This is a genomic window from Microbacterium sp. LWO12-1.2 (assembly GCF_040675875.1).
Classification (GTDB): Bacteria; Actinomycetota; Actinomycetes; order Actinomycetales; family Microbacteriaceae; genus Microbacterium.
In genome coordinates this window covers 2,863,434-2,886,712 of the sequence record NZ_JBEGII010000001.1, presented here as the reverse complement: position 1 = coordinate 2,886,712, position 23,279 = coordinate 2,863,434, and the positions used below count along the sequence as shown (strand labels likewise).

General features: G+C 69.1%; 26 protein-coding genes. 12 read left to right on the top strand and 14 right to left on the bottom strand.

The annotated features are described in order from the left end of the window. Nucleotides 1–44 precede the first annotated feature (44 nt). Complete coding sequence (locus MRBLWO12_RS13790) at nt 45–548, top strand: hypothetical protein (RefSeq protein WP_363556388.1); 504 nt, start codon at nt 45–47, stop codon at nt 546–548. Between the two features lie 18 nt (nt 549–566). On the opposite strand, the gene MRBLWO12_RS13785 is transcribed toward MRBLWO12_RS13790, so the two are convergent. Both MRBLWO12_RS13785 and MRBLWO12_RS13780 read right to left on the bottom strand, forming a co-directional pair. Then, nucleotides 567–1,376 carry an HAD family hydrolase gene (locus MRBLWO12_RS13785; RefSeq protein ID WP_363556386.1) on the bottom strand — a complete coding sequence of 270 codons (810 nt, stop codon included), beginning with the start codon at nt 1,374–1,376 and terminating at the stop codon, nt 567–569. A 54-nt stretch (nt 1,377–1,430) separates the two neighbouring features. After that, nucleotides 1,431–2,279, bottom strand: a complete 849-nt coding sequence (locus MRBLWO12_RS13780; protein ID WP_363556384.1) for an exodeoxyribonuclease III — start codon at nt 2,277–2,279, stop codon at nt 1,431–1,433. Between the two features lie 98 nt (nt 2,280–2,377). Between MRBLWO12_RS13780 and pyrE the strand changes: the two genes are divergently transcribed. Together pyrE and MRBLWO12_RS13770 are read left to right on the top strand one after the other, a co-directional pair. Beyond that, nucleotides 2,378–2,938 (top strand): orotate phosphoribosyltransferase, encoded by a 561-nt coding sequence (pyrE, locus tag MRBLWO12_RS13775; RefSeq protein WP_141870484.1) that lies wholly within the window; start codon nt 2,378–2,380, stop codon nt 2,936–2,938. Then, entirely contained in the window at nt 2,935–3,837 is a 903-nt protein-coding gene (locus MRBLWO12_RS13770) for an ROK family protein (protein ID WP_363556382.1), read from the top strand. Before pyrE ends, MRBLWO12_RS13770 begins: the two co-directional genes overlap by 4 nt. 28 nt (nt 3,838–3,865) lie before the next feature. Here the strand turns inward: MRBLWO12_RS13770 and MRBLWO12_RS13765 are convergent, their stop codons facing one another. Beyond that, nucleotides 3,866–4,195 (bottom strand): hypothetical protein, encoded by a 330-nt coding sequence (locus MRBLWO12_RS13765; RefSeq protein WP_363556380.1) that lies wholly within the window; start codon nt 4,193–4,195, stop codon nt 3,866–3,868. 200 nt (nt 4,196–4,395) lie between these two features. Here MRBLWO12_RS13765 and MRBLWO12_RS13760 point away from each other — a divergent pair, with 200 nt between their 5' ends. Beyond that, a complete protein-coding gene (locus MRBLWO12_RS13760) occupies nt 4,396–5,547 on the top strand; it encodes an anhydro-N-acetylmuramic acid kinase (RefSeq protein WP_363556378.1) in 1,152 nt (383 codons plus the stop codon). A 36-nt stretch (nt 5,548–5,583) separates the two neighbouring features. On the opposite strand, the gene MRBLWO12_RS13755 is transcribed toward MRBLWO12_RS13760, so the two are convergent. The 8 genes from MRBLWO12_RS13755 to MRBLWO12_RS13720 all read right to left on the bottom strand — a co-directional run bounded on the left by MRBLWO12_RS13755 (nt 5,584) and on the right by MRBLWO12_RS13720 (nt 12,023). Then, nucleotides 5,584–5,754, bottom strand: coding sequence for a hypothetical protein (locus tag MRBLWO12_RS13755; protein WP_363556376.1), 171 nt, complete (start codon nt 5,752–5,754; stop codon nt 5,584–5,586). Continuing rightward, nucleotides 5,751–6,317: a YdeI/OmpD-associated family protein gene (locus MRBLWO12_RS13750; protein ID WP_363556374.1), complete on the bottom strand. Its 567-nt coding sequence runs from the start codon at nt 6,315–6,317 to the stop codon at nt 5,751–5,753. Before MRBLWO12_RS13750 ends, MRBLWO12_RS13755 begins: the two co-directional genes overlap by 4 nt. 1 nt (nt 6,318) lies before the next feature. After that, a complete protein-coding gene (locus MRBLWO12_RS13745; RefSeq protein WP_141870488.1) occupies nt 6,319–7,128 on the bottom strand; it encodes an HAD-IIA family hydrolase in 810 nt (269 codons plus the stop codon). A 107-nt stretch (nt 7,129–7,235) separates the two neighbouring features. Continuing rightward, complete coding sequence (locus MRBLWO12_RS13740) at nt 7,236–9,344, bottom strand: glycoside hydrolase family 10 protein (RefSeq protein ID WP_363556372.1); 2,109 nt, start codon at nt 9,342–9,344, stop codon at nt 7,236–7,238. A gap of 90 nt (nt 9,345–9,434) precedes the next feature. Beyond that, the gene (locus MRBLWO12_RS13735) at nt 9,435–9,629 is read right to left on the bottom strand and encodes a hypothetical protein (protein ID WP_363556370.1); all 195 of its coding nucleotides are present in this window, start codon (nt 9,627–9,629) and stop codon (nt 9,435–9,437) included. Between the two features lie 107 nt (nt 9,630–9,736). Beyond that, the gene (locus MRBLWO12_RS13730; protein ID WP_363556368.1) at nt 9,737–10,366 is read right to left on the bottom strand and encodes a metal-dependent transcriptional regulator; all 630 of its coding nucleotides are present in this window, start codon (nt 10,364–10,366) and stop codon (nt 9,737–9,739) included. A gap of 31 nt (nt 10,367–10,397) precedes the next feature. Continuing rightward, entirely contained in the window at nt 10,398–10,700 is a 303-nt protein-coding gene (locus MRBLWO12_RS13725) for a hypothetical protein (protein WP_363556366.1), read from the bottom strand. A gap of 21 nt (nt 10,701–10,721) precedes the next feature. Next, nucleotides 10,722–12,023 (bottom strand): Nramp family divalent metal transporter, encoded by a 1,302-nt coding sequence (locus MRBLWO12_RS13720; RefSeq protein ID WP_363556364.1) that lies wholly within the window; start codon nt 12,021–12,023, stop codon nt 10,722–10,724. A gap of 70 nt (nt 12,024–12,093) precedes the next feature. Here MRBLWO12_RS13720 and MRBLWO12_RS13715 point away from each other — a divergent pair, with 70 nt between their 5' ends. Beyond that, nucleotides 12,094–12,738, top strand: a complete 645-nt coding sequence (locus MRBLWO12_RS13715) for a TrmH family RNA methyltransferase (protein WP_363556362.1) — start codon at nt 12,094–12,096, stop codon at nt 12,736–12,738. 68 nt (nt 12,739–12,806) lie between these two features. Further along, nucleotides 12,807–13,274 carry a VOC family protein gene (locus MRBLWO12_RS13710; RefSeq protein ID WP_363556360.1) on the top strand — a complete coding sequence of 156 codons (468 nt, stop codon included), beginning with the start codon at nt 12,807–12,809 and terminating at the stop codon, nt 13,272–13,274. A gap of 12 nt (nt 13,275–13,286) precedes the next feature. Here MRBLWO12_RS13710 and MRBLWO12_RS13705 read toward each other — a convergent pair whose 3' ends face one another. Further along, nucleotides 13,287–14,609 carry an MATE family efflux transporter gene (locus MRBLWO12_RS13705; protein WP_363556358.1) on the bottom strand — a complete coding sequence of 441 codons (1,323 nt, stop codon included), beginning with the start codon at nt 14,607–14,609 and terminating at the stop codon, nt 13,287–13,289. Nucleotides 14,610–14,704: 95 nt separating this feature from the next. Here MRBLWO12_RS13705 and MRBLWO12_RS13700 point away from each other — a divergent pair, with 95 nt between their 5' ends. The 4 genes from MRBLWO12_RS13700 to MRBLWO12_RS13685 all read left to right on the top strand — a co-directional run bounded on the left by MRBLWO12_RS13700 (nt 14,705) and on the right by MRBLWO12_RS13685 (nt 18,862). Continuing rightward, nucleotides 14,705–15,253, top strand: a complete 549-nt coding sequence (locus tag MRBLWO12_RS13700) for a DUF1992 domain-containing protein (protein WP_363556356.1) — start codon at nt 14,705–14,707, stop codon at nt 15,251–15,253. A gap of 177 nt (nt 15,254–15,430) precedes the next feature. Next, complete coding sequence (locus MRBLWO12_RS13695) at nt 15,431–17,395, top strand: M13 family metallopeptidase (RefSeq protein WP_363556354.1); 1,965 nt, start codon at nt 15,431–15,433, stop codon at nt 17,393–17,395. Between the two features lie 110 nt (nt 17,396–17,505). Next, the gene (locus MRBLWO12_RS13690) at nt 17,506–18,441 is read left to right on the top strand and encodes a serine hydrolase (RefSeq protein ID WP_363556352.1); all 936 of its coding nucleotides are present in this window, start codon (nt 17,506–17,508) and stop codon (nt 18,439–18,441) included. 19 nt (nt 18,442–18,460) lie between these two features. Beyond that, nucleotides 18,461–18,862, top strand: coding sequence for a hypothetical protein (locus MRBLWO12_RS13685; protein WP_363556350.1), 402 nt, complete (start codon nt 18,461–18,463; stop codon nt 18,860–18,862). 18 nt (nt 18,863–18,880) lie between these two features. Here MRBLWO12_RS13685 and MRBLWO12_RS13680 read toward each other — a convergent pair whose 3' ends face one another. Further along, on the bottom strand, nt 18,881–20,323 hold the full coding sequence (locus MRBLWO12_RS13680; protein WP_363556348.1) for an MFS transporter: 1,443 nt from the start codon (nt 20,321–20,323) through the stop codon (nt 18,881–18,883). A gap of 77 nt (nt 20,324–20,400) precedes the next feature. Between MRBLWO12_RS13680 and MRBLWO12_RS13675 the strand changes: the two genes are divergently transcribed. Both MRBLWO12_RS13675 and MRBLWO12_RS13670 read left to right on the top strand, forming a co-directional pair. After that, nucleotides 20,401–21,039: a hypothetical protein gene (locus MRBLWO12_RS13675; protein ID WP_363556346.1), complete on the top strand. Its 639-nt coding sequence runs from the start codon at nt 20,401–20,403 to the stop codon at nt 21,037–21,039. A gap of 4 nt (nt 21,040–21,043) precedes the next feature. Continuing rightward, a complete protein-coding gene (locus tag MRBLWO12_RS13670) occupies nt 21,044–21,733 on the top strand; it encodes a GNAT family N-acetyltransferase (protein ID WP_363556344.1) in 690 nt (229 codons plus the stop codon). Nucleotides 21,734–21,776: 43 nt separating this feature from the next. On the opposite strand, the gene MRBLWO12_RS13665 is transcribed toward MRBLWO12_RS13670, so the two are convergent. Next, nucleotides 21,777–23,246 carry a peptide MFS transporter gene (locus MRBLWO12_RS13665; protein WP_363556342.1) on the bottom strand — a complete coding sequence of 490 codons (1,470 nt, stop codon included), beginning with the start codon at nt 23,244–23,246 and terminating at the stop codon, nt 21,777–21,779. Nucleotides 23,247–23,279 lie beyond the last annotated feature (33 nt).

Sequence of the window (23,279 nt, the reverse complement as noted above, 5' to 3'; positions counted from 1 at the left end):
AGTTCCCCGAACGACACAGCATTTACCCGAGAAGGACGACAGGCATGACACGTGAAGAATCAGGTGGAGACGGAATCAGCCGGCGCACACTCATCGCCGGTTCCGCATGGGCGGTGCCCGTCGTCGCGTTGACGGCGGCGACCCCGCTGGCGGCGGCCAGTCAGGCGCTGGCCGGTTGTGGGACCGATTACCAGCTCACCGCCGCGAACCCGCAGGGCGCCTTCGTCGAGAACACCAGCTCCACCGCGCAGGTCGTGACGCTGGTGTTGCAGACCTCGACGAACATCAATGGTGTGACGGTCGAGGACCAGGCGACTTTCGACTCCGCCTACCTTCTTCCACCGGACGGCAGCGGAACGGTGAATGGTCTGCCGGCGTCGTACTCCGCAGCCTCGGCGACCGAGGGGAGCATCACGTTCACTGTTCCGGTGGGAGCGACGTTCGCGGTGCAACCCGACGTCAGCTTCGGGCCCGGTGTGATCACGGGCACGCTCACGGCGACCGACGGTACGTGCGCGCCCATCCCGCTGACGTTCACATTCGGATAGCTCGCCGCGCCGGACGGCTCAGCCGAGCAGTCGCTCGATGACCCGCGCCACCCCGTCGTCACCGTTCGACGCCGCCGTCTCATCGGCCGCGTCCTGCACGACGGGCTCCGCGTCGGCCATGGCCACGCCTCGCCCGGCCCAGCGCAGCATCTCGACGTCGTTGAGGGCGTCGCCGAACGCCACGACCTCGGTGCGATCGATGCCGAGGTGGGTGCAGAGGCGGGCGAGGCCGGTGGCCTTGGTGACGCCTTCGGCCATGACCTCGACGAACGGGGCGCCGGAGAGCGTCGCCTCGAAGCCCGTGAGGCCGAGGTCCTTCAGCGTCTGGAACAGGGCAGCCGGCGCGAGCTCGGGGTGGCGGATCACGAACTTCAGGCTCGGGGCCGAGAGCACCTGCTCCAGCGGCACGCCACCCATCGTCGCGGGGTCCCGCTTGTGGTCTGAGAGGTCGGCGATCTCGGCGTAGCCGTGCTGGGCGACGAACGTCTCGCCGCCCTCGCGCACACTCGCGAACAGCAAGCCGGGGATGCTGGCGTGCAGCGCGGCGGCGAGCGTGCGGATCGTCTCGGCCGGGAGCTCCTCGGCGAACAGCATCCGGCCGTCGATGAGGTGGATCGCATACGCGCCGTTGCTGCACAGCGCCCACCCGTCGAATGCCGCGTCGGCGGCGATCGCACGCAGGCCGATCGGCTGTCGCGCCGTGACGGGCACGACGTGGATGCCGCGGCTGCGGGCGGCATCGAGTGCGGCGCGGGTGCGCGGCGTGACGGCGGACGACGGGTCGAGGAGAGTGCCGTCGAGATCGGTCGCGATCAGCCGCAGCGTCATGCCCTGGGGCCCTGAACCTGTCGAGGGGTCACAGCGCAGCTCTTCATCGATGCGTCACGAGAAGATCATGGGCAGATCATCGTCGTCTGCATCGGCGCCGGCCAGGTCGAACTCGACGACCACCGGCACGTGATCGCTCGGCTGCTCGCCCTTGCGCTCCTCGCGGTGGATGGATGCGCCGGATACGGCGTCGGACAGCGTGCGCGAACCCAGCACGAAGTCGATGCGGATGCCCTCGTTGCGGGGGAACTTGAGCCGCTGGTAGTCCCAGTACGTGTAGCCCTCGGGGAGCAGCGGGCGCACGACATCGGTGACCCCCGCGTCCTGGAAGGCGAAGAACGCCTGGCGCTCGGCCGGGGACACGTGGGTGGACACGCCCTCGACGATGTCGGGGTCGCCGTTGTCGGTGTCGAACGGGATGATGTTGAAGTCGCCGACCAGGGCCAGCGGCAGGTCGGGGTTCGCCGAGAGCTCTGCGGCCGTGGAGGTGCGCAGCGCCTCGAGCCAGTGCAGCTTGTACGCGTAGTGCGGGTCGTCGAGCGAACGGCCGTTCGGCACGTACAGGCTCCACACGCGCACGCCCTCGACCATCACACCGAGCGCGCGGGCCTCGAGCGGAGCATCCGGACCCTCATGGCCCTTCGCGAAGCCGGGCATCCCGTCGAACGCGGTGCGCACATCGGTGATCGGCAGACGGCTCGCGATCGCGACGCCGTTCCACTGGTTCAGGCCGTGCACCTCGACGTGGTAGCCGGCCTCTTCGAACGGCGCGTACGGGAACTGCTCCGGTTTGCACTTGATCTCCTGCATCGCCAGCACGTCGATGTCTTCGCGCACGGCGAACTCGACGGTGCGGGTGACACGGGTGCGGATGGAGTTGACGTTCCAGGTGGCCAAGCGCATGCCTCCAGCCTAGTTGCGGCGTCGGACAGCGGAGTTGCGGCGTCGGACACGCAGACTTCCCGCGGAACACGAAGCCTGCGCCTTCTACACTGGATGCCGTGACCGCACTCGACGCAGACCGCCAGACACTTCTCGACCTCATCAAGGATGAGGCGGTGTTCCACGGCGACTTCACCCTCTCCAGTGGCAAGAAGGCGACGTATTACGTCGACATGCGCAAGCTCACGCTCGACCACAGGGCCGCGCCCGCGATCGGCCGCATCATGCTCGACCTGATCGGAGATCTGGACGTCGTGGCGGTCGGCGGCCTCACGCTCGGCGCCGACCCGATCGCGAACTCCGTGCTGCACGCCTCGGTCGCCACCGAGCGCCCGCTCGACGCGTTCGTCGTGCGCAAGGAACCGAAGGATCACGGCCGCGGCCGCCAGATCGAGGGCGCGGACGTCAAGGGCAAGCGCGTCGTGGTGCTGGAGGACACCTCCACGACCGGACAGTCCGCACTCAAGGCCGTCGAAGCGCTGCGCCGTGAGGGTGCCGAGATCGTCGCCGTCGCCGTGATCGTCGATCGCAAGACCGGAGCGCAGGCCGCGATCGAAGCCGAGGGTCTCGAATGGCGTGCCGCCTTCGACCTCGACGACCTCGGACTCGACCCGCAGTGACGCGCTACGCACTCGCCGTCGATGTGGGCGGCACGAAGATGGAGGCCGCCCTCGTGAGCGAGGACGGCGTGCTCGTGGAGGGCAGCCGTAGCAGGCAGGGCACCGGACGTGAGGCCACGGTCGATTCGCTCACTGCGGCGGTCCAGGCGATCGTCGCCCATGCGCTCGCCGCTGCCCCCGCTGACGCTGACATCGTCGGTGCGGGCGTCGGCAGCGCCGGCCCGATCGACCGCGCGGCCGGCGCCATCATGCCCGTCAACATGCCCCTCGCCCGCGGCTTCGGCCTCGCGGACGCGGTACGCGCGGCGGCATCCGACATCCTGGGTCGCGAGGTGCCGACGATCCTCGGACACGACGGCGGTGCGCTCGCGCTCGCCGAGTCCTGGCTCGGCGCGACGCAGGACGCGGGCGCGTCGCTGTCGATCGTGGTGTCCACGGGAGTCGGTGGGGGCTTCGTGGCGAACGGCGCCTACATCCCGGGTGCCACCGGCAACGCCGGACACCTCGGGCAGGTGCGCCGTGAGGGAGGCCTGACACTCGAGGAGATCGCCTCGGGCCCCGCGAGTGCCACCTGGGCGCAGCAGCAGGGCTGGACCGGTGCGACCGGTGAGGACCTGGCGAAGGATGCCGCGGCGGGCGACGAGATCGCCCGTGCGGCCATCGAGCGCTCGGCCAAGGCTGTCGGCGAGGCGCTGGCGGATGCCGCGACCCTCGTCGACCTCGACATGGTCGCGATCGGCGGGGGCTTCTCGCGGGTCTCCGCGGATTACATCGATCTGGTGCAGCATGCGCTCACGGCGAGCGCGGCGCACGAGTACTCGCGGCGAGCCCGCGTCGTGCGGTCGGGACTGGGCGACGAGGGACCGCTGATCGGCGCCGCGGCGCTCATCATCCGCTGACTCCGGGCGCTGAGTCCGCCGTCCGCTATCAGTGGCCGGGCAGGACGAGATGTCGTACCGGACCCTCCCACCGCGCGACGGCGATCTTGAGGGCGGTCGTGTCATCGATGACGGTATCGATGCGTGCGGTCAGTCGGTGGTCGAGTTCGTCGATGCGGGCGGTCAGTCGGTGGTCGAGTTTGTCGATGCGGGCGGTCAGTCGGTGGTCGAGCCCTTCGATGCGGACGGAGAGCTTCTCGTCGACGGCATCGATGCGCCGTACGCACCACGCGAAGCCCGCGAGCATCGTCGTCCCCAGTGTCAGCACGATGCCGAGCGCGCTGATGACGATCGCGACGATCTCTGCGGACACGAACATGCCTCCATTCTGTTCTCGGAGTGGGGTGGACACCAGCGAAACTACCCGAAGTGGGGGCCGGGGCGGGGCGCACAGAACGCTCGTGCCGGAGGCTGTGGAGACTCATGCGATCCGGCGGGCGGTGCAGAGAAGAGAACCATTCCGTACACGTTCCTAACAAATACGCCGTAGGCTCGGGGGAGACGACGGAAGGATTGCGCATGCGCGTACTCGGCCTGCTCTCGGGCACCTCACACGACGGCATCGACGTCACAGTGGTCGACTTCGATGAGACTGACGGGGCGCTCCACGGTGCCGTGCTGCTCGAAGACAGCATCCCCTACGCCCCGGAACTCCGCGCACGTCTCGTCGCCGCGCTCCCGCCGGCGCAGACGACGCTCGCCGAGGTGTGCGAGCTCGACACCCTGATCGGCCAGGCGTTCGCCGAGGTCGCCGCCACGGCCGCGGCATCCGTCGGGGGAGTCGATGCGGTCTGCACGCATGGCCAGACCGTGTACCACTGGGTCGACGCCGGACACGCGCTCGGCACCCTGCAGATCGGGCAGCCGGCATGGATCGCCGAGCGTGTCGGCGCTCCGGTCGTCTCCGACGTGCGCATCCGCGACATCACCGCTGGAGGCCACGGTGCCCCGCTGGTGTCGTTCCTCGACGAGCTGCTGCTGCGCGGCCGTGCGGGCACCTCGGCCGCGCTGAACCTGGGCGGCATCGCGAACATCACGATCGTGGGCGACGGCATCTCGGCCTATGACATCGGTCCCGCGAACGCGCTGGTCGATGCCGTGGTGGTCGACCAGGGGCTGAACGATCTCGGTTACGACGAGGATGCCGTGATCGCCCGCATCGGCGCCGTCGATGAGGCATTGCTCGCCGCCCTCCTCGCCGACCCGTACTACGCGCTCCCCGCCCCGAAGAGCACCGGCAAGGAGCACTTCCACCTCGACTACGTGCGCGCACACCTGTCCGGACGGGAGATCTCGGCACCGGACCTGGTGCGCACGCTCACCGAGCTCACGGTGCGGACGGTCGCGCAGGATGTGCGTGCAGCGGGCATCGGCTACCTCGCGGTCTCGGGAGGCGGATGTCGCAACCCGCTGATAATGCAGGGGCTGCGCGCCGCGTTGCCCGAGGTCGATGTGGTGCTCGCCGACGAGCTCGGTGCCTCGGCCGACAACAAGGAAGCCGTGCTGTTCGCGCTGATCGGGTGGTGCACGATGCACGGTGTCGCCGCGGTGATCCCAGGGGGAACCGGCGCGAGCGCCCCGCGGATCCTCGGCACCATCACCCCGGGAGCGGGACCCCTGCGCCTGCCGGAACCGGTCGCCGCCGTCACGAGCCTGACGCTGCGGTCCTGATCGGCCGTATCTGCAGCAGTATCTGCAGCCGGGATGTCAGCGCGGGCGACGCTCGTCGTCGTCCCAGGGGCCTTCCCACCACCCGGCGCGACCGTCGCCCTCGTCCGAGCCCCGGCGGCGTGAACGCACGAACTGCACGATGAACACCGTGAGCGAACTCAGCAGGATCAGGAACACCACCAGGAACAGCACGTCGGACTGATTCATGGGCGCTTCCCCTCTGCGGCATCCGAGACGATCTTGGCGATGCGGGCGCTGCGCGTCTCGGGACGCTTCGCCATCGCGATCTGAGTGAGGCCGAACTTCTTGACCGACCTCGGGAACGCGTCCCAGTTCGCCCGCGCCTCAGGGGAGGCGTCGAGCGCTGCGGCGAACTCGAGCGGCTCGATCCCCGCCTCTGGTCCGTCGAGCATCTCCCATGCGCCGTTGGCTTTGGCGACGTCGAGCGCCCGGATGCCGGCGGGTGCGAGCAGCCCTGCGGCCTCGAGATCCACGATCCGCGCCTTGTTCGTCGCCGCCCAGCCGCTGTTCGCACGGCGCGGCGAGAACCACTGCGCGCTGACGCCCTCGAACGTGCGTACCGGCCCGTCGATCCACCCGAAGCAGAGCGCCTGCCGCACGGCATCCTCGTAGTCGAGACCTTCGACGTTTCGTCTGCGCACATCCAGCAGCCAGACGCCCGCGGTGCGCTCGTGGTGCTCCTCGAGCCAGGCGCGCCAGGCCGCGGCATCCGCTGCCGTCAGCCGCTCGCCCTCGTCGAGTGCGCCCATGTCAGTCCTCGTCGAGCGTCGGGATCGTGCCGGTGACGGTGGGCAGCAGATCCGCGACCGAGTCGACGATCTCATCGGGGCGGAACGGGTACTTCTCGATCTCGGCCTGATCGCTGATGCCGGTGAGCACCAGGATCGTGTGCAGCCCTGCCTCGATGCCGGCGACGATGTCGGTGTCCATGCGGTCGCCGATCATGCCGGTCTTCTTCGAGTGCGCGCCGATCTTGTTCAGCGCCGAACGGAACATCATCGGGTTCGGCTTGCCGACCACGTACGGTTCCTTGCCGGTGGCCTTGGTGATGAGCGCGGCGATCGCGCCGGTCGCCGGCATCGGTCCCTCGGCGCTGGGGCCGGTGGCGTCGGGGTTCGTGACGATGAAGCGCGAGCCCGCGTTGATGTGGCGGATGGCCTTGGTGATCGCCTCGAACGAGTAGTTGCGGGTCTCGCCCACGACCACGAAGTCCGGCTTGGTCTCGGTCATGATGAACCCGGCCTCGTGCAGTGCGGTGAGGATGCCGGCCTCGCCGATCACGAATGCGGAGCCGCCCGGCAGCTGCTGGGCGAGGAAGTCGGCGGTGGCGAGCGCGGAGGTCCAGATGCGCTCCTCGGGCACGACGAGTCCGCTCGAGCGCAGGCGGGCCGAGAGGTCGCGCGCAGTGAAGATCGAGTTGTTGGTCAGCACCAGATAGGGGATGTCGTTGCGCTCCCACCCGGCGAGCATCTCGGACGCGCCGGGGATGGCGTCGTTCTCATGGACGAGCACGCCGTCCATGTCGGTGAGCCAGCATTCGATGTCGTCGCGGTGTGCCATGTGCACAGCCTATTGCGCGGAGGTGTCGAGCACCTGCGGATCTCGAGCCGCAGGTACCGCTCGGGGGCTGTGCATGCGCGTCTCCGCACGCGCAGCCCCCGAGGGGATCACTCCGTGCGCTGGCGGCGTCGGCGTGCGGCGGCGACACCTGCCGCCACGCCTCCGGCGGCGAGCAGGCCCACGCCAGCGAACAGCGCAGCGGACGGTACGGATCCACCCGTGCTCGCAAGATCGCCCTTCGCGCCCGTGCCGCCGCCCGCGCTGCCCGAACCCGTCGCAGGGCCGGTCGGATCCGTCGGGTCGGTCGGGTTCGTCGGGTCCGTGGGGTCAGTGGGGTCGGTCGGGTCGGTGGGGACTGCGGCGGCGACCGGTGAACTCTCGACCGCAGCGGCATCCAGCGCGGTGACCACCCAGGTCTCGCCCTCGGCAGCGAGCGCGGTGGCGGGAAGGGGGTAGTCGAACTGCCCCTCTCCTCCCGCCCAGACCGTGTCGACGAGCGAGCCCCCGGTGGCCACGACCTCTGCCGGGGTGCCGGTGCCCCGATAGATCGCGTACTGCCGCGCCTCGCCGGCATCGCCGGCCTTCCACGTAAGCGTTCCGTCCTCCACGGTGGCGTCGAGGGGCGAGGCCACTGCTCCGTCGGACAACCACGGCTTGGCCGGAACGATGGTGGGTGCGGCGAACGCCTCCGCTTTCAGCAACTCGATCGCGGTGTTCTTCGCCTCGTGGCGAGGCCGCTGATCGGCGGGGAGCGCGGCGACGTCACTGGGCTTCATGTCGTTGTAGCTGAAGAGCACGCTGCCGTCGATCCCGTCGAGCTTCTGGTTGAAGCGGATCTGGTTCGGCACCTCCTCCGGGTTCATCCATGCCTGCTCCCAGCCGCCGTTGTTGACGTGCTTGTAGAGCGCGTGACCCACGTACACCTGGGTGCGGCTCTCGGCAGCCGTATCGCTCCACCACTGCGCCAGTTCGCCGTAGGGTGCGGCTGCCTGATCGAAGCTCCAGTAGATCTGCGGGGTGAGGTAGTCGACCAGCTCGTCCTGCACCCAGCCGCGGGTGTCGGCGAACACCGTGCTGCTGTAGGTCTGAGAAGAGCCGGTCGGGGTGTGCGATCCTGCGGGGTTCAGGGCCTGGTGCTCCCAGATTCCGAACGGACTCACGCCGAGCTGCACGGCTGCGCCGGTCGCGTCGTTGTGTGCATCGATCGTGTCGCCCACGTCGGTCACGAGGGCGGTGATGTTGTCGCGGCGCCACTCCTCGATGCCGGCGGCCGTGTCGGCGTATCCGGCGGTCAGGCCGAACTCCTCGAAAGTGGCACGGTCCTCACCGGCGGCGCCGAAGAGCACGTTCACGCCGTCGACGGTGATCCGGTACGGGTAGAAGTAGTCGTCGAAGTGGATGGCATCGACGTCGTAGTTCTCGACGATCTCGGCCACGGTGTCGGCGACGTAGGTGCGCACGGTGGGCAGCCCGGGGTCGAGGAAGAGCTTCTCGTCGAAGGAGAGCACCGCCTCGGGGTGCAGCACGGCGTAGTTGTCGTCGGCCAGGATGCCGGCATCGTTCAGGGCCGCCACGTAGTCGGGGATGCTGAGCGCTTTCACCTCGACCGCCGTCATGCCGAGCGCGGTGAGAGTCGATGCGGCTGTCATCTTCGTGTTCGTGACCCGGTAGGGGTTGAGCCATGCGTGGAACTCCATGCCGCGGGCGTGGGTGGCTTCGACCGCGCGGGCGAGCGGGTCGTATCCGGGGTCGACGCCCTGCGCGCCGGTGAGGAACTCCGACCACGGGTTGAGTTCAGAGGGGTAGTAGGCATCGAGCAGCGGGCGCACCTGGAAGATCACGGCGTTCATGTTCCAGGACTCGAAATCGTCGAGCACGGTGTCGTACTTCGCATCGAAGTCGGCCGCCCCCGTGGGCTTTCCGAAGTTGAGGTTCGCGATCGTGGCGACCCATGCGCTCGAGAATCGTCGGTTCTCCGGTGCGAGCGTCGAGGGGACCGATACCTGCTGGCCCGAGCCCGGGTAGGTGGAGACGGGGGTGTCGCTGTAGCCGTAGGCGCCGGTCGCGTCCTTCACGTACTTGTAGAGCAACTCCTCATCCGTGGCGGCGATGCCGGCGGTGGGGATGCCCACGAGCAGGAGGGCGGCGGTCAGGGCGGCGGCAGATCTTCTCAACATCGAGTCCTCGATCAGGTGTGTGGCAATGAGTTTCGACATGATGCATGTCGATGTAACTAAGTACCAGGAGTGTGCCACACGAATCACACCTACCGCCAGCGGCTCCCCGGATCTGGGGTCGAGGGGATGCTACGGAGCGGGCGTCTCGCGTACGAACTGCGGGTCGCCGGGCGTGATGCCGAAGAACAGCGGATCCGTGGGGGACTCGACATCGGTGGGGAGGTAGCCGCCGAGGAAGACCTCGTCACCGAACAGCATGTCGGAGAGTTCATGGGCGTTGCCGGGGCGACAGGTGGTGGCAGCCGAGACGAGGGCAATCGTCACTTCCATACCCGCCGGGAGTCGTCAGCGGTTCGCCGGTCTCGATCGCACCCTCAAGCATCTCGCGCAGGGATGACCGCCCCACTTGTAAGGGGTCGGGGCGGGTGGGCTCAGGCGGTGAGCCAGATCACATCAGCCGCGTGTGCGATCTCGGCCTGCCTGCCGTCGACCGAGAAGCCGCCAGGGGTCACCGACACGTCGACGCCCACCGCGATCCCCGCGGCCTCGACCGCGCGCAGGATCTCGGGGTCGCGGTCGTCGACGCGCAGCACGCGCCCGACGTGACCCACCGCGGCATCAGCGAGCAGCACGAACGGTTCGCGCTCGACATGGCCGTCGGCATCGGGGATGGCATCGCCGTGCGGGTCGAACCGCGGGCGGCCCAGGCGCGTATCGATGCCTTCGAGCAGCCGGTCGCTGATGGTGTGCTCCAGCACCTCGGCTTCGTCGTGCACCTCGTGCCAGCCGTAGTCGAACTCGCGCACCAGCCAGGTCTCGATCAGCCGGTGGCGGCGCACCATCGCGAGTGCGCGGCGCGTGCCGGCATCCGTCAACCGCACCGCGCCGTAGGGAACGTGCGAGACGAGACCCGCAGCGGCGAGCTTCTTCACCATCTCGGTCACCGACGAGGGAGCGATGCCCAGCTTCGCGGCGAGCACCGAGGGGGTGATCGGGACGTCCTGCCATTCGGTGTGCGCGTAGACGGTCTTGAGGTAGTCGTCTGCTGCCGGGGATGCCACGGAATCAGTCTAGGTCAGTGCTCTCGGTGGCTCACGGGTTGGCGACGGCGACCAGGATGCCGAACGCGGCCTGTCCGGCGAAGAACACCACGAGGAACCCGAGCAGGGCGGCGAAGAGCGACAGGCGTCCGTCGAAGCCCTCGATGTCGGCGATGCCGATCTTTCGAGCGCGGAACGCGAGCACGAGCGTCGCGATGCCCAGTGCGAGCTGCACCCACGGGCTCGCGAGGTCGATGGTCTTCGGGAACGCGACCAGGAGGCCGCCGATCACGCCGGTCGCGATGCCGATCCAGGTGAGGATGCGGACGTTGCGGCGGGCGTGATCGGCAGACATGTCTCCGAGCCTATCCGCGGCTCAGGCGCCCGTGAGCACCAGCCAGAGCAGGGCGCCGTTGAGAGCGATCAGCAGCACCGAGGCGATCACGCCGGCGGCGGTCGTCCACACCCGGTTCGCCCACACGCCCAGCGTGCGGCGCTGCGCCGTCAGCGCGACCAGCGGGATCAGCGCGAACGGGATGCCGAACGACAGCACGACCTGGCTGAGCACGAGCGCGAGCGTCGGGTCGACGCCGATGCCGAGGATCACGAGCGCGGGGATGAGGGTCACCAGCCGGCGGGCGAGCAGCGGGACGCGCACGTGCAGCAGCCCGTGCATGATCTCGGCGCCGGCATACGCGCCGACCGAGGTCGAGGCGAGACCGGAGGCGAGCAGCCCGACCGCGAAGAACGTCGCCACGACCGGGCCGAGTCCGGCGGCGAGTGCGGCATGGGCGCCCTCGAGCGAGTCCGTCCCCTCGACGCCGGCGAGGTTCGCGGCGGCCAGCAGCAGGATCCCGAGGTTCACCGAGCCGGCGATGACCATCGCGATCGACACGTCCCACCGGGTCGCCGTGAGCAGGCGGCGGATGCGCGAGACGTCGGTGCGCACGGCCTCGGCGGCGGCATCCGGAGCCTGGTTCTTCGGCGACGACGCGCCGAACCGGTCGCGGCTGAGTGCGGAGTGCGCGTAGATCGCGTGCGGCATGATCGTCGCGCCGAGGATGGATGCGGCGAGCAGCACGGATCCGGTGCCCTCGAAGCGGGGGACGAGGCCTCCCACCACGCCCGCAGGGTCCGGGGGCGCGACGAAGACGCCGGCGACGAAGCCGATCGTGATGATCGCCATGAGACCGATGATGACGAACTCGAAATGCCGCGGTCCCCGTCGGCTCTGCACGGCGAGGAGGATCATGGACACGGCCCCGGTGATGAGGCCGCCGAGCAGCAGCGGCACGTTGAACAGCAGGTTCAGCGCGACAGCGCCACCGATCACCTCGGCGAGGTCGGTGGCCATCGCGACCAGTTCGGCCTGCAGCCAGTAGGAGCGTCGCGCCCAGCGGCTGCGGATGCGCGAGCCCAGCACCTCGGGAAGGCTCTGTCCGGTGACCACCCCGAGCTTGGCCGAGAGGTACTGGATCAGCCAGGCCATCACGTTGCCGGCGACGACGACCCAGACCAGCAGGTAGCCGTACTGCGCACCTGCGGTCATGTTGCTGGCGACGTTGCCGGGGTCGAGGTATGCGACGCCCGCCACGAGTGCGGGCCCCAACAGCCACAGGCTGCGGGGTGGGGTGGTGCGTGTCACGGGCGCCTCGGCGAGCTCGGAATTTTTAGGCATGCCGAAATCGTAGCGGATTTTTCGGTTCACCTAAATATCTGATGCGGAGATGTCCGGATAGCCTGGCGGGATGGATGAGCAGACGCCCGAGAGCGGCACGCCCGAGCGCACCACCCATGGCGTCGGACCCTGGCCGGGCGGCGCGGACGCCTGGCCCGAGGGGGAGCAGTACGACCCCGAACTGCTCGAGGTCGGAGACACCCGTAACGTGATCGATCGCTACCGCTACTGGCGGATGGAGGCCATCGTCGCGGACCTCGACACGCAACGGCATCCGTTCCACGTCGCGATCGAGAACTGGCAGCACGACATGAACATCGGCTCGATCGTGCGCAGTGCCAATGCGTTCCTCGCCGACACCGTGCACATCATCGGCCGCCGCCGCTGGAACAAGCGCGGCGCGATGGTCACCGACCGATACCAGCACGTCGTGCACCACGAAGACGTCGAGACCTTCGCCGCCTGGGCCGCGGAAGCGGGCATCCCGATCATCGCTGTCGACAACGTCGATGGGTCGGTGCCGGTCGACAGGGCCGAGCTCCCCGAGCGCTGCGTGCTGCTGTTCGGACAGGAAGGACCGGGGCTGTCGGCGGAGGCGCTCGCCGCGGCATCCGGCCACGTCGAGATCACGCAGTACGGTTCGACGCGGTCGATCAACGCCAGCGCCGCCGCCGCCGTGATCATGTACGAATGGTGCCGCCGCTTCGCACGCTGAGTGCACGAGAACACCCTCGACAGGCTGCACCTCCCGGCGTACCGTGAGTGCCGAACGAGGAGGTTCTCATGGTCGAGCTGACACCCATCCGTCCCTATCTCTGGTTCGACGATCGTGCGCGGGAAGCCATGGAGTACTACGTCTCGGTGTTTCCGAACTCGTCGATCGGCGATGTGGTGCTCTATCCGGACGAGTCACTCAGTGAGCATTTCGAGGGGATGACGGGCAAGGTGCTCAACGGCGAGTTCACCCTGAACGGGGTGCCGTTCGGGTGCATCGACGGCGGGCCGGCCTTCCGCTTCAACGAGGCGATCTCCTTCGTGATCGCGTGCGAGGACCAGGCCGAGATCGACCACTACTGGGCCGCGCTGTCCGCCGTACCCGACGCCGAGGCCTGCGGCTGGTGCAAGGACCGTTTCGGCGTCAGCTGGCAGGTCGTGCCGGCAGGACTCGACCTGCTGCAGCAGAGCTCGGAGCAGATCCAGGCGCTGATGCACATGAAGAAGATCGTGATCGCGGACCTCGAGAACGCGTGACGCCCAGGGCTCTCACGCCGCGGCCGACAGCCAGCGGCCCGAGCGCACCCGCCAGCCGAGTGTCGCCAGGCGGGCGAGCAGATACACGCCGAAGAAGGCCAGCGAGAGCCAGATGAGTCCGGCGCTGCCGTCCACCCCCACCGCGGCGATGATCCATAGTGCGGGCAGGAACGGCACGAGGTTCAGGCCGCCCGCGATCGCGAGGTAGCGGGCGTCGTTCGCGCCCATGAGCACGCCGTCGAGCACGAACACCACACCCGCGACGGGCTGGGCGACCGCGAGCACGATCAACGCCGGCTGCACGAGCTCCGCCACGGCGGGGTCGCCGGTGAACACGATGCCGAGCACGCCGGAGAGCGCGGCGATCAGGCCGCCCACGATGACGCCGAACCAGGCTCCCCAGGCGACGGTTCGTCCGAGCACACGGCGCACCTGCTGCTCGTCTCCTGCGCCGAGCTCCTTGCCGATCAGCGCCTGCGCGGCGATCGCGAGTGCATCGAGCGCGAACGCCGCAGCCGAGAAGATCGTGAAGACGATCTGCCAGCCCGCGAGCTCCGAGGTGCCGAGGCCGGTGGCGATCCCGACCGTGGCGAGCAGCGCGACCCTCAGGCTCACCGTGCGCAGGAACAGCCACCCACCCGAGCGGGCGGAGTTGCGCAGTCCGTCGCGCTGGGCGCGCAACGAGGCGCTGTGCTTCGTCGCCAGGCGGCGGATGACGAGCGCGTAGGCGGCGACCATGCCCCACTGTGCCGTGATGGTTCCGGCGGCCGACCCGGCGATGCCCCAGCCGAAGCCGTAGATGAAGAGCACGTTGAGCAGCGCGTTCGCGCCGAACCCGAGCCCGGCGATCCACAGCGGCGTGACCGTGTCCTGCATGCCACGCAGCAGTCCGGTCGCCGCGAACACGATCAGCATCGCGGGCAGGCCCCACATCGAGATCACGAGGTAGTCGTTCGCCTGGGAGGAGACGGCGTCGCCCGCGCCGAAGAGCGACACGAGCCAGGGGGATGACACCGCGCCGATCACCGCGAGCACGGCGCCCAGTCCGAGCGCGAGCCACATGCCGTTGATGCCGACCGAGACCGCATCTCCTGGCTGTCCGGCACCGAACTGGCGCGCCACGGCGGGTGTCGTCGAATAGGCGAGGAACACCATGAGCCCGACGATCGTCTGCAGGATCGCGCCGGCGATGCCGAGGCCGGCCAGTGGGGTGGTGCCGAGGTGGCCGACCAGTGCAGCATCGACGATCAGGAACGCCGGCTCGGCGATCAGTGCGCCGAGCGCGGGGACGGCGAGCCGCAGGATCTCTCGGTTGAGGGAGATGCGCGCGGTCATCCTCCGAGCCTATGGGCTGGCCAGACGTTCCCGAGGGCACCATCGTTTCGGCTCGGTCGTAGGGTGGAGGGAATCGGATGCCACGGAGGTGCATCATGACCGATCCCCGCGAAGCCGCAGCCCGGTACCGCGCGCAGCAGCACGGCGACGGAGATGACGAGGGCGGTGCACCGCCGGGGATCGCCGCGGCCGTCGACAGGGCCGCGTTCATCGAGACCGCGATCCAGGTGGCGATCCGCCGCGGGGACTTCGACGATCTGCCCGGCGCGGGCAAACCACTCGAGGGACTCGGCACGCACCACGACCCGGACTGGTGGATCCGCCGCAAGATCGAGACCGAGAATCTCACCGGACTCGGTCCGCCCGCGATCCTGTTGAGATCCGAGGACAAGGGACTCGACGCCGAACTCGACCTGTTGGGCCGAGAGGCCGACGTGCGTGCGGTGCTGGAGGACTTCAACCGCCGCGTGCGCGAGGCGCGGCGTCAGCTGCAGGGCGGCCCACCGGTCGTGACCTCGCCGCGCGACATCGACGCCGAGGTCGCGGCCTGGTCCGCACGCCGTTCGGCCCGAGCCGCATCCGCATCCGCATCCGAGGAGCCCGCACAGCCCCGCCGCCGCTTCGGCATCCGTCGCCGGGAGTGACCGCGCCACCGACGCCGAGCGCTTCGCGCGGTGAAATGCGCTTCGCTCGGCCGAATTCTGCCGAGGAGGCCGAGGGAAGCGCATTTCGCCGACTCACGCGCACGCCGCCGAGCGCACGGCATCGAATCGAGAGCTCGATTCCGTGCCCGTGGGGGAGGCGGGTCATAGGCTGGTCGCATGACTGACGTTCTCCCCGCAGGCCTGGCCACCGACGAGTTCAGCTCCGACATCCGTCCGCAGGACGATCTGTACCGCCACGTCAACGGCGCGTGGCTCGCACGCACCGAGATCCCGGGCGACAAGGCCCGGTGGGGCTCGTTCCATCTGCTCGCCGAGCAGGCCGAGGCCGACGTCCGCGCCATCATCGAGGAGTCGCAGGATGCCGAGCCCGGCACTCTCGCGGGCAAGATCGGCGGGCTGTTCGCGAGCTTCATGGACACCGAGCGCATCGCCGCGGCCGGTGCCACCCCGCTCGCCGAGACCCTCGCCGAGATCGAGGCGATCGACGACATCCCCGCGTTCCTCCGCACGGTGGGCGCCTACGACCGCGACGGTCGCGCGCACCTGATCGGCTTCTATGTCGACGGTGACCCCGGCAACCCCGAGCGGTACGTGCCGGTGGTCGTGCAGTCCGGCCTGTCGCTGCCCGACGAGAGCTACTTCCGCCTCGACACGTTCGCCGACACCCGTGCCGCCTACCGCGCGCACCTCGAGCGCCTGCTGGCGCTGGCCGGCATCGCCGACGCGGCCTCGACGGCCGACCGCGCGATCGCGCTCGAGACCGAGCTCGCCGGGCACCACTGGGACAACGTGCGCAGCCGCGACGCGGTCGCGACCTACAACCTGAAGACCTGGGACGAGATCCAGGCGCTCGCCGGCGTCGACCTCGCGCCGTGGCGTGACGCGGTCGCGCCGTCGAACCCCGACGCCTTCGCAGAGGTCGTGGTGTCGCAGCCGAGCTTCGTCGAGGGGCTCGGCTCGCTCCTGACCTCCGAGCGCCTCGATGACTGGAAGGCGTGGCTGCGCGCGCAGGTCGTGCATGCGGCGGCTCCCTACCTGACGGATGACTTCGTGCAGGAGAACTTCTCGTTCTACGGCACCGAGCTCACGGGTGTCCCTTCGATCCGCGAGCGCTGGAAGCGCGGCGTCTCGGTCACCGAGAGCGCCCTCGGCGAGGCCATCGGCAAGGTCTACGTCGAGCGGCACTACCCGCCGACGGCGAAGGCCGCGATGGACGAGCTCGTCGCGAACCTGATCGAGGCCTACCGCCAGAGCATCACGGACCTGGAGTGGATGACCGCCGAGACGCGGGAGCGGGCGCTCGCCAAGCTCGACTCGTTCACACCCAAGATCGGTCACCCCGAGGTGTGGCGCGACTACTCCAGCCTCGTGATCGATCGTGCCGACCTGTTCGGCAACGTGCGCCGCGCCGCGATCTTCGAGCACGACCGGCACGTCGACAAGGTCGGCAAGCCGATCGACCGCACCGAGTGGCACATGCCTCCGCAGATGGTCAACGCGTACTACAACCCGTCGATGAACGAGATCGTGTTCCCCGCGGCCATCCTGCAGTACCCGTTCTTCGACGCCGGTCGTGACGCCGCAGCCAACTACGGCGGCATCGGCGCGGTCATCGGTCACGAGATCGGCCACGGTTTCGACGACCAGGGCAGCCGCTACGACGGCGACGGACGTCTGCAGGACTGGTGGACGGATGCCGACCGTGCCGCGTTCGAGGAGCGCACCAAGGCGCTCATCGCGCAGTACGACGAGCTGGTCCCCGAGGGGCTCGACCCGGAGCACCACGTCAACGGTGCGCTCACGATCGGCGAGAACATCGGCGACCTGGGTGGACTGGGCATCGCGCTCAAGGCCTACGAGCTGTCGTTGAACGGTGCCGAGGCGCCGGTCATCGACGGCTACACCGGCGTGCAGCGACTGCTGCTCTCCTGGGCGCAGGTCTGGCAGCAGAAGAGCCGCGACGCCGAGACCCTGCGTCTGCTGACCATCGACCCGCACTCGCCGAACGAGTTCCGCTGCAACCAGATCGTGCGCAACATCGACGCCTTCTACGACGCGTTCGACGTGGCCGAGAAAGATGCCCTGTGGTTGCCCGCGGAGTCGCGGGTGACCATCTGGTGACCAATCTCCGGAGTCTGTGAGAGAACCTCATCGAGCGGGGTTACGATATCGGTGCTGCGGGGGAACGTGCCCCCCGGCGTCCCCTTCCACCCCCTCGGTAAGGATCCTGCGTGGGCGCGCCCAAACCCTCGGTCCCTGACCCCGCCAACGGGTCTGAGGCCGCCCTGCGCCGCTCTCAGCGCACCGGTCGGCGCCTTCCGCGGCGGGCCGCCGTGGGTCGTCGATCGTTCACCTCGACGCTGCGTGCGCTGGAAGCTCTCGTGGACTCCGGGGCCCAGGTCTCGGTGCACGTCGTCGACCTCGACAGCCACGAGCACGTGCTGTCGGGCGACGACCACGTCACGATGCCCATCGCCGGGCTCGGTGTCGTCCCGCTGCTGATCGAGGTGGCCTCCGGGTTCGAGAGCGGCGAGCTCGACCCGCTCGAGATCATCGAGCGCACGAACATCGATGCGGTCTCGACATCGGGACTGTGGCGGCATCTGCATGCGCCCGCGTTGCCGCTCGAAGATCTGGCCGTGCTGGCGGCGACGGCGGGCGACCCGATCGCCGTGAACGCGCTGCTGCAGAGGGTCGGGCACGATCGGGTGCGCGAGCGCATCGAATCGCTGGGGCTGCGCCGCACGGCGCTGCTCGACCGGTTCCGCGACGAGCGCGGGCCGGATGACGCCCCGCAGGTCGCGGTCGGCACCACGCGCGAGTTGGCCGGCCTGTTCTCGGCCCTCGTGAACTCCGCAGTGGTCGACGCCGCAGTGAGCGCCCAGGTGTCGGAGTGGCTCAGCCTGAATCAGGACCTGAGCCTGGTCGCGGCATCCACGGGACTCGATCCCTTCGCGCACGAGCATGACGCGCACGGTCTGCTGTTCGTGAACAAGACCGGACGCGACCGTGGTGTGCGCGCTGAGGCCGGCGTGCTGGCCGGACCCCGCGCCGGCATCGCCTACTCGCTCATCGTCTGCTTCGACGACCTGTCGATCACGCACCGCCTGCGCGCGCACGACGCCTTCCGCGTGCTGGGCGTCGAGCTCATGGAGTACACGCACTGATCCTCGCTAGCATCGAGGGATGACCCGCCCGGACTGGACTCCGCACCGCCGCGATGACGGCGAACTGCTCGGCTGGATCCACCCCGCGGGGGAGCAGTGGGTGGCCGTCGACGTGCTGGGGCGCCCGGCATCCGCTGCCACCGAGTGGCTCGACGCCGAGGCGGCGCTGGAAGAACACGGCATCGCCTGGCTCGCCGACCCGTGGATGCTGGAGGGCGAGGCCGAGCGTCCGCTGCGTGTGCGCATCCTCGAGGTGACGCCCGACGACGAGGGTGTGCCGGGGCGCATCGTCGTGAAGGTCGATGACTTCGGCGACATGACAAGGCCAGCGACCGCGCAGTTCGTGGTGGAGTGGCCGATCCCCGCGCGACTGCGGCCGCCGCGCGAGGGCGATCCGGATCCGCGTACCTTCTCGCGCTGAGCTCTCAGCCTGCCGCGATCACCCGGGCAACGACGGATGCAGCTCGCTGGCGCGCTGTTTGGGGATGAACAGCGACAGCACCACGGCGATGATGCCGGCGGCGATAGCCAGCCAGAAGCACACCTCGAACGCGGCCCGCGTGGGCACCGAGATGCCGTCGACGTCGATGCTCATGGCGGCGAGCACCCCACCCATCACGGCGGAGGCGCTCGACGTGCCGACGGAGCGGAACAGCGCATTCAGTCCATTCGACGCGCCGGTCTCGTTCGCGGGCACCGAGCGCATGATGATCATCGGCATCGCGGCGAACGTGAAGCCGATGCCGACGCCGATCAGCAGGTTCGCGACCAGGATGTGCCAGACCTCGCTCGACCACAGCAGCACGAACACGTAGGCGAGCACGATCGCGGTGGCGCCGACGGTGAACAGCGGTCGAGGGCCCACGGTGCGCTCGAGCCACCCGGACAACGGGGAGATGACCATCATCACGAGTCCGGCGGGCATGATGATCAGCGATGCGGCGACCATGTCGAGACCGAAGCCCGAGCCGGAGGAGACCGGCCCCTCGAGCAGCTGAGGGAAGGTCACGTTCGACGCGAACAGGGCGAAGCCCATGCCGATCGCGGCGATGTTGGTGAACAGCACGGCGGGCCGCGCGGCGACGCGCAGGTCGAGCAGCGGGTCGTCGGTGCGCAGCTGGTACCAGCCCCACACCAGCAGCACCAGGACGCCGCCGATGATGCAGGTGAGGGTGAGCGGAGCAGTCCAGCCCCACTCCGCCCCGCGCGAGACGAACAGCAGGATGCCGGTGAGGCCGATCGCGAGCCCGATGGCTCCGAGCACATCGAGGCGACCGGGGAAGCGGAGCACGTCTTCGGGGATGACGGCGAGCACGAGCGCGAGACCGATCACGCCGAGTCCGGCGGCGAGCCAGAACAGCCAGTGCCAGTCGGCGTTCTGCGCGAGCAGCGCGGCCACCGGCATCCCGATCGCGCCGCCCACTCCCATCGTGGCGCTCATCAGCGCGACCGCGGTGCCGAGGCGTTCGGTCGGCAGTACATCGCGCATGATGGCGATGCCGAGGGGGACGACACCGGTCACGGCGCCCTGCAGCGCGCGGCCGATGATGACGCCGACGATCGAGCCCGACAGTGCTGCGATCAGCGAGCCGAGGATGAGCAGGGCCAGCAGTACGATCACGACGCGGCGCTTGCCGTACATGTCGCCCAGGCGACCGGAGATCGGCGTCGCCACCGCCGCGACGAGCAGCGTGATCGTGACGACCCAGGTGGTGTCTTCGCGTGAGGCGTTCAGCAGCTGCGGCAGCTCGGCCTGCAGCGGCACGACCAGGGTGAACATGAACGAGGAGCAGAGGCCAGCGAACGCGAGCACCGCGACGATCGCCCACTTCGGAGGGGTGCGGGAGAGTCGTCTTCTGGCCTTGTCGTCGTTCGCACCCACCGACCCAGGCTATCGGCGTCCACGGACACCCGGGCCGATCGCCGCCTGGTTCGAAAGGCCCGTGATTGCATGGGGGCATGAGCGCCGACCTCGAGCAGCACCCCGCCGACACCCCCTTCCATCGCCGTCTCGTCTACGGCACGCGACCGGACGGCGCCTGGATGACCCAGGGACCCGCCGGGGCGTACGAGTCGGTCGTGATGCGTCCCCTGGAACCCATGCTCGTGCCGGAGAGACCGCGCAGAGGTGAACTCGATCCCGAGAACTGCGGCGCGTGCGCGGTGGACGAGCACACCATCTGGCACGACGATCTCTGGCAGGTGCAGGCCGGGTGGGAGCCGGGCGGTCTGCCGTTCATCGGGGCCATCTCGCCCCGTGAGCACTGGCTCCTGGAAGACGCCCCCGTCGAGGTGCTCGCCGCGCTCGGCCCGCTCATGCAGCGGATCTCCGAAGCCGTCAAGCGGATCCCCGGCGTCGCGCGCTGCCATTTCAGCCGCTTCAACGACGGCTCAGCGCACCTCCACCTCTGGGCCTTCGCACGGCCGGCCGGGATGATGCAGGGACGCGGCGCTGTGCTCTCCTACTGGGACGGCATGCTCCCCGAGATGCCTGTCCCGATGATGAACGAGTTCCTCGAGATCGTCGCCTCAGCGCTCGCCGAGGGGGGCGGAACGGCGTTCCCGATTCTGCGATCGGGCGAAGGAGGGGCAAACTAGGCGCGTGCGAACCATCCGTGATCTCGACACCGTTGAACTCATCCTCGACGCCCAGGGCATCCTCGATTCCATCCGAGGCCCCGAGCGCGTCATCGATGCCGGCACCCTGCGCGCGCTGCAGCAATCCGGCAACTACGTCGTCGGACTGTTCGACGGCGAGGGCGACGAGGAGCGCATGGTCGGCGCCTCGATTGCGTTCTTCGGCGCACCGGGGCAGCGGGCGATGCACTCGCACATCACGGCGCTGATCCCCGAGTACCGCGGGCGCGGCTGGGGGCGCGAGCTCAAGGAGCACCAGCGCCAATGGGCGTTCTCGCGCGACGTCGGTCGCATCACCTGGACGTTCGACCCGCTCGTGGCCCGCAACGCGCACTTCTTCCTCACCGTGCTCGGCGCGCGCGTGACGGGGTACGCCGTGAACGTGTACGGCATCTTCGGCGGCGGCGACGCGGGCGACGAGAGCGACCGTCTCGACGTCGAGTGGGCGCTCGCCGACATCGCCAAGCCCCCGGCGGCTGACCTCGTGGTCGAGACCCTCGAGATCCCGTCAGACATCGAGTCGCTGCGCGAAACCGATGCGGCCGCTGCCCACGAATGGCGCACGCGTCTGCGCGCCGAGATGGAGGAGCGGCTCGGCCGCGGCCTGCGCATCGCGGGCTTCGACGTGGAGCGCGGCTACCTCTTCACCGCCTGATCGCGCCTCGCGCAGGTCAGCGCGGCGGCAGCACGAAGTCCCCTCAGCGCACGCCCTTCATGAGTCGCAGCACGGGCTTGACCGAGAGCAGCAGCCCGATGCCGACCAGGATCGCGATCGCGCCCAGAGTCGAGAAGTAGGGCACCTCGTTCTTCGGGTCGTAGAACTGCACGAGCCAGCCCGAGATCGCCGTGCCGAGGGCGATCGACAGGAAGAACAGCGCCACCATCTGCGTGCGGAACGCCGCAGGCGCGAGCTTGGTGGCGACGGAGAGGCCGACCGGTGAGAGCAGCAGCTCGGCGACCGTGAACACGAAGAGGATGCCGACGATCGCGAGCAGCGGAGTCGAGTTCTCCCCCCCGTTCGCGAAGGGCAGGAACAACAGGAACGCGCAGCCCATCACGATCGCACTGATGCCGAACTTCGTCGGTGTCGACGGCTGACGGCTGCCCAGCCGGGTCCATACCGCGGCGAAGACGCCGGACAGGATGATGATGAAGACCGGGTTGATGGACTGCACGGTCGAGACCGGGATCTCGATGCCGAACAGCATCCGATCCAGCCGCTTGTCGGAATAGACGGTGAGCACTGTGAACTGCTGCTGGTACAGCGACCAGAAGGCGACACTGGTCACGAACAGCGGCAGGAATCCCCACACGCGCGAGCGTTCGGTGCTGTCGACACGTCGGCTGCTCAGGATCACCGCGAAGTACGCGATGCTGGCGATCACGGTCAGCCCGATCACGATGACGGCGAGGTTGTCGTCGCGGATGACACCGGTGAGCACGAGCACGGCCACGAGCACGATCGCCGCGACGGCGATGCCGATCACCAGCGGGTAGCGGGCGGAGGGCAGCGGGTTCGGCACCGCCCTGGCGGACTCCGGCAGGGCCTTGCGGCCGAATGAGTACTGCACGAGACCCAGCGTCATGCCGATCGCGGCGAGGCCGAAGCCGTAGTGGAAGCCCAGCGTGGACTGCAGAATGCCGGTGAGGATCGGTCCGAGGAACGCGCCGAGGTTGATGCCGAGGTAGAAGAGCGAGAAGCCCGCATCGCGGCGGGGGTCGTCGGGGGCGTAGAGCGTGCCGACCACGGACGTGGCGTTGGCCTTGAGTCCGCCGGAGCCGAGCGCGACCAGCACGAGACCCACGCCCACGCCGAGGAGGCCGGGCAGGAGCGCGAGGGCGATGTGTCCGGCGACGATCACGACCGCGCTCACGAACAGCACACGCTCCGAACCGAAGAGCCGGTCGGCGAGCCAGGCGCCGAGGATCGTCGAGAGGTACACGGACCCGCCGTACGCACCGACGATGCCACCCGCGACCGCCTCGGGGATGCCCAGTCCGCCTTGAGTCGTGGAGTAGTACAGGTAGATCAGCAGGATGCCCTGCATGCCGTAGAAGCTGAACCGCTCCCACATCTCCACCCCGAAGATGTGCACCAGAGACCACGGCTGGCCGAAGAAGCGGGTGTCCTCGTCGCGGGTCGGACGGGTGGGCTGCGCTGCGCTCATGCCTCGAAGGTACTCTTCGGCGGGCCCGGAGGC